The organism is Syntrophomonas zehnderi OL-4 (assembly GCF_000983115.1).
In the GTDB taxonomy this organism is placed as follows: Bacteria; Bacillota; Syntrophomonadia; order Syntrophomonadales; family Syntrophomonadaceae; genus Syntrophomonas_B; species Syntrophomonas_B zehnderi.
Window position 1 is genome coordinate 1 of sequence record NZ_CGIH01000007.1, and the last position, 5485, is coordinate 5485.

At 40.1% G+C, this 5485-nt stretch carries 7 protein-coding genes and 1 pseudogene; 1 reads left to right on the top strand and 7 read right to left on the bottom strand.

Annotated elements, in window-relative coordinates:
- From AAV90_RS02665 to AAV90_RS02675, 3 genes are all read right to left on the bottom strand, one after another.
- A partial coding sequence (locus AAV90_RS02665; RefSeq protein WP_207642033.1) for a helix-turn-helix domain-containing protein occupies positions 1 to 210 on the bottom strand: 210 nt, incomplete at its 3' end.
- Positions 211 to 282: 72 nt separating this feature from the next.
- Complete coding sequence (locus AAV90_RS02670; protein ID WP_046495577.1) at positions 283 to 900, bottom strand: FAD-binding oxidoreductase; 618 nt, start codon at positions 898 to 900, stop codon at positions 283 to 285.
- Between the two features lie 257 nt (positions 901 to 1157).
- The gene (locus tag AAV90_RS02675) at positions 1158 to 1952 is read right to left on the bottom strand and encodes a helix-turn-helix domain-containing protein (protein ID WP_046495580.1); all 795 of its coding nucleotides are present in this window, start codon (positions 1950 to 1952) and stop codon (positions 1158 to 1160) included.
- Between the two features lie 113 nt (positions 1953 to 2065).
- Between AAV90_RS02675 and AAV90_RS15785 the strand changes: the two are divergent.
- Positions 2066 to 2179: pseudogene (locus tag AAV90_RS15785) on the top strand (transposase); the annotation flags it as partial.
- 218 nt (positions 2180 to 2397) lie between these two features.
- Here AAV90_RS15785 and AAV90_RS02680 read toward each other — a convergent pair.
- The 4 genes from AAV90_RS02680 to AAV90_RS15695 all read right to left on the bottom strand — a co-directional run bounded on the left by AAV90_RS02680 (position 2398) and on the right by AAV90_RS15695 (position 5194).
- Positions 2398 to 3351: an AraC family transcriptional regulator gene (locus AAV90_RS02680; protein ID WP_046495582.1), complete on the bottom strand. Its 954-nt coding sequence runs from the start codon at positions 3349 to 3351 to the stop codon at positions 2398 to 2400.
- 618 nt (positions 3352 to 3969) lie between these two features.
- Positions 3970 to 4170 carry a hypothetical protein gene (locus AAV90_RS15065; protein ID WP_046495585.1) on the bottom strand — a complete coding sequence of 67 codons (201 nt, stop codon included), beginning with the start codon at positions 4168 to 4170 and terminating at the stop codon, positions 3970 to 3972.
- Positions 4171 to 4185: 15 nt separating this feature from the next.
- Positions 4186 to 4689, bottom strand: a complete 504-nt coding sequence (locus AAV90_RS02695; protein WP_198142801.1) for a VOC family protein — start codon at positions 4687 to 4689, stop codon at positions 4186 to 4188.
- 274 nt (positions 4690 to 4963) lie between these two features.
- Positions 4964 to 5194 (bottom strand): transposase, encoded by a 231-nt coding sequence (locus AAV90_RS15695; RefSeq protein ID WP_157609474.1) that lies wholly within the window; start codon positions 5192 to 5194, stop codon positions 4964 to 4966.
- Positions 5195 to 5485 lie beyond the last annotated feature (291 nt).

The following is a 5485-nucleotide window of genomic DNA, read 5'->3' on the forward strand; positions in this document are numbered from 1 at the left end:
CTCCAGGAACTGTTCCATTTCCTCGGGAGTCATGTCCAGGTATTTATACACTGTTGTTCGGGATAGATCCAAACGCCGGGATATCTGACTTATGTTAAAATGTTTGGCTTTTAGGTCCTGGATATCTAAATACATATTCCACCCTTCTGCTACGTTCATTTCTTCCTCCTCTGCTATGATCAAAGCTGTTTTTATTTCCAGCTCAATCATAGCCTTTTTGGAGGATTGTGGTAAATACTGTTCATTCTTATTTGTTGTTTTCTGTCCAATTTAGTTTAGCGGTTACATTAGCCCAGTAATTCCACATAGGCTGTATACTTTATCAATTTCTGAACCCGAAAAACTTTTTAATTCACCAGTAGGTAATACTACATCTACTGAAACAATATTTTGACGAAAATCTCCGTATTCATAACCTCCATAACCGTTACCTCCTTGGGCAACCCAACCCCCAACTGTTGAGTCAGAGCTAGACGGATATGTTCTTAGTGTTAAACCACGCTTAGATAATTCACCTTCTAAATTTTGCCATACTACTCCAGACTCTACAGTAGCTGTCATATCCTCCTTATCTATATCAATAATTTTATTCATACGGACAAAATCAATTACTATACCAGCCTTAGCAGGTACACTTCCGCCAAAACCAGCACTACCAGCTCCCCTCGGAACAATAGGTATTTTTTCTTCTTGGGCTATTTTAATTATATTAATAACTTCTTGAGTGCTAATAGGTTGAACTATTGCATCTGGTGTACATTGTATAAGAGCTCGGACTTGTTCAGGCATCATGCCCATATCGTGAGAATAAACAAGTCGTTCAACTTTATTGAAGCGAACTCGATCAGCAAATAAATTTTTAATTTTACCCATTTGTTGAGATGTTAAATTATTTTTCATTAAATTAGCCTCCATCTCCGTAATAATTTGTTATAGGTTTACAATAAATCAACCATTATTAAATGTAAGGTTAAAAAAATTTTACGACCTTTATTTATAGGGAAATATAAAATTTTTAAAACTAAGAACATTAAACCGTGGTTCAAAATACATAAACCTATATTTAATGAAATTAACATTCGACAGATTATTATAAACTCCTGCTATTAAAATAAAAAAATCGGCTACCAAATTATAGTAGCCGAATTTAAAAATTTTTATTTAAATTGTTGATTAGGGTGATCATCTAATAAGATGCGATTGCGTTTGAAAAAATGTATAAAATTAAGGATGAATTTTAATTCACCAGCATCAAAATCCCTAACTGCTCTAAGTACTGCTTGGGTTCTAGGATCACTAAGTGAAGATAATACATCGGGGTTTAATGATGATAATAAGTTTTCCACATCTTCCTGTTCTAACAAGAAGTAGCATACTGAAACACCTAAAGCATTAGCAATACTTTCTAAAGTATCTAATGAAGGATCAGCTTGATTATTTTCAATCTGACTAACCATAGCAGGACTAATACCTGCTTTATCTGCCAAAGATGCTCCTGTTAAAGCAAGTTTTTCTCTCTCCCGCCGTACCCGTTCCCCGATAGAAATTTTATCTGCAGATTTCTCTAAAAAGTAGCGTACTGTTACATTTAGAATTTCCGCTAGCTTAGATAATGATTCTATGTCAGGCTGGGTTACACCTTCTTCATAGGACTTTATTAGTTCGGGTTCGATACCTGAGAGTTCGCCTAACTCATCTATTGATAATCCTCTACCTTGTCTAATAAATCTAATTTTTTCCCCGTAGACTTGTTCAGTATCACTAGCTAAAAGATAGGTAGGTGATATATTTAGTACTTCAGATATTTTTTTTACCATTGCTACGGAAGGTTTTTTGGTTTCTCGTTCAACTGCACTAAGAAAAGAAGCAGAAACAGAAAGTTGGCTAGACAATTCCTGTAGGGTAAGTCCCCGCTGCTTGCGATAATCACGAATTGTCTTGCCTAAGCCCACTATCCCTACCACCTATCATCTATATAATCGTATTTAATTGGAGTGTCAAGAGAACCGTCCCGTTGACACCCCGTTGACACCGACAAAACAGCTTCTATACCGCATTATACCAAATGATCCCGGATAATCACATACTTAAACAAATAGATTCCGCCATAGATCTTAGCTTTGTTAATGATTTATTAGCAGATAGATATTGTAAAAACTTTGGCAGACCAGCAAAAGAACATCGGCATATTTTTATCTGCAATGCATGTAGCTCCGTAAAAACACGATAGTTATTGGTTTTTCTTTCAGCCACAGATAGATATGGGAATGTCAAATTTAGTTTAGCCCCGAAACTTGCAATTCTGGCAAATACATTTCCTGCGTTCCCCCCGGTGAAGTCAAGGGTAAGGTGGAGATTTTCAGCGGTTTTTGCTGCTGGTTTCCGCTGTCATAGCGTTTACTCCACCCCATCGGTTTCTTGCTCCTTTTTGTTTGCGTCAGCGAGCGAAACAGGGCTTACCCATATTTCCATGTAGAAACCGTCCGGGGTTTTTTTGTAATACTTTTCTGCGGAAAATGGTTGAGCTGTCAACTTGTGATTGGGCAGCCATGTGCTGAAAAGATAGTTCATAGCCTTGTCAAGCGCAGATGTAACAAGCTCGGTTTGACTTTCCGCTTCAAGCGAACAAACGATATAGTCAGCCGCAGGTAATTCCCAAGCTGTAAGTCCATCGGCAACAGGGGCTTTAACCCTTGCCGGAGCGCCCGCAAAATAGGTGAATGTACCGTTTTCCATATCGCCCATCATAGAGGCCCCAAGCTCAATTTCATCGGAAGAAATTTCTTTTAACTCCGGCTTGACCTTGTGAAAGCGATCCCACAACATGAAAGGAGTGTCAATACCTGTAGCTTCACCGACCGGCATCTGATCAGCTATGATTACCTGTTCGGTTAAGCCGAGGTATAGTTCCGGTTGGGCCAGTTTTTTCCGCGTAATTTCTATGACTATACCATCGGCTATCAAGGGTACATTTTCGTCTATCAAAATATAGTTAAGTTGTAAATCTGGTTTCATGACTTGGTTAAGGGGAATAGAATTTGACCGGTATTCTTCCGGCGTAATGTGATAGGCTTCCTTAAACGCTCTTGTAAAATTGGCATGACTTGAAAAACCGTATTCCAAGGCAATGTCTACAATCCGCTTACTGTCTTTTAAGTCCTGCGCGGCTTGCGCCAGTCTGCGCAGCCTGACGTATTCAAACACCGTCTTTTTGACCAATCGCTTGAACAACCTTTGAAAATAATAGGGCGATAATCCAACCATATCCGCAAGCTGTTCGGTACTTATTTCTTCCGTTGTGTGAGTTTCAATATAATCCACCGATTTTTGTATTGCTTCCCATGCGTGCATATTAAACACCTCCTATCGTTAAGAATAGCTTCGATTGTATTTTTCAGTTTCTCACCCAATGCCCTTTTTGACTAAATATTAAATCTTCCTGAGTAGTTGAATATAAGTAGGGAAGTAATACAATTATTGCACATTAAAAAGTATACTGCTCTCAGGGAGTGAGACACACAGAGACAAAAAATAAGCCAAACTAAGAACATGGAAAAGAGAAATCGTTATACAGCTGAATTTAAGGTCAATGTCGTGTCGTACTTGGACTTCTACGAGAAGAATCCACCCTGAACCAGGTGGCCGGCAAGTACCAGTTGAATCCATAGATGCTCAGCCAGTGGAAGAGCGACTTTATCAAGAATGCCGCTATGGTCTTCGAACGTAACAAGGACGAGACCGGAAAACTCAGGAAAGAGATGGAGTAAAAAGAATCCCGTTAATCATCGGTAGAGCGATTCTTCCGAACGCCGTTAGTAATCTGAATGTGGTTTAGGTCGCTGATACCGGTTTTGATCTTTTTTTCTAATTGTTCTAACTTCGTTTCAAAAGTCGAAGCCGTTTTTAAGTATTAATTTTTATATTGGTTGGTGTCAGGCATATGATTGACCAAGTAGCAATGTGAAATGCTTATTGCGAAGGAACATATGGATACCTGCAGGTGAGGAGTAGATCCATGAGAGTTTGGCCTCGCCATAAACGAAGCGCAGCTACCGTTTTGTAGTACGCCAGGTAGTCTTCTAAAATTTCTTCGCTTAGCGACATCCAGCGATCTTCTTGTGAGACAACGCCGTCCAACGACATTTGCATGGTTATAATGAGTTCGCCCATTCGATAGAATCCTCCTTAAAGTTGCCCATTTTTCTCCGAGCCGACATAAGCGTGTTTTAATGTCTCAATCTCGATCTTTGTCATGCCATCAATGGCGTCCATCACCCGCTGCGCTTTTTCAGGATCGGGATCATTTACCATCTCCCACGAAATCATGGGATTGATTTGCCAATACACACCGTATCGATCCCGCAACCAGCCGCATCGTTCCTTGATCCCACCAGCGGATAGTTTTTCCCACAACTCGTCGATTTCTTCCTGCGTTTCACAATTGACGTACAACGATACCCCGTCACTGAATGTAAAGGATGGTCCACCGTTAACGGCGATTAACTCTTGTCCATCCAGATGAAATCTCACCGTACGGACCGTGCTGGCAAACGCTCCTCCTTTTTTGGTATAGTACGTTTTGTTCAGAATCGCGGAGTTTTTGAAAACGGAGACGTAGAACTGCGCCGCTTCCTCGGCTTGGTCGTTGAAAACCAGATGAGGGGTGATCTTGAGCATGGATATACTCACAAACTACTACCTCCTGTTACTTTTTTTGACTTTCTGTAACGGTTTTACCGTCCCTTCTATACTATCCCCTTGGGAAAAATAATTCCATAACTCTACACCATAAGGCATATCCAAGTCCCAGTTTTACCAATGCATTTTGGCAGGAATGAACATACTTGATCAAAGAAATACGCATTCGCCCACAGCATTTTGGACAAAGCAACGGATCACCCTGCGGGCACTACTGATGTTCCCTTTGGTCACCTTAATGTCGCGGTATAATAAACCTTTTGAATCAAACGAGCCCAATTCCTGCGAGTTCCTTTTTTGTAATATCGGAATCAACCGGCACCGGCGTTTTAATATCAATATCAGTTTTTTTGCGCATTCCCCGTGACTTGTTGGAATAGTATCCGTAATACCTGAACAGCTGTTCCCCCTTATTGGGAATATGGGTGACAAGTCTGGCCAGCCAGTCCAGGGCCGTAAAGCTTTCCCGAATGCTGCTGTTTTTCCCTTTGTAGATTACCGGGCTAGGCCGTCAGGTACTGCGGATGAAGGTATATAAAGAGTGTCAAGAGAACCGTCCGAGATCACTGAAAAAGTCCATTTAAAGCACAAAAAGCATACCCTCCTGTGGTATAATTTGGTTAGCGAAAACAAAATTAACTAAAGGAGGTATGCTTTTTATGTTAGTTAAAAACGTCTTTAGACAAAACAGCTTCTATACCGCATTATACCAAATGATTCCGGATAATCACATACTTAAACAAATAGATTCCGCCATAGATCTTAGCTTTGTTAATGATTTATTAGC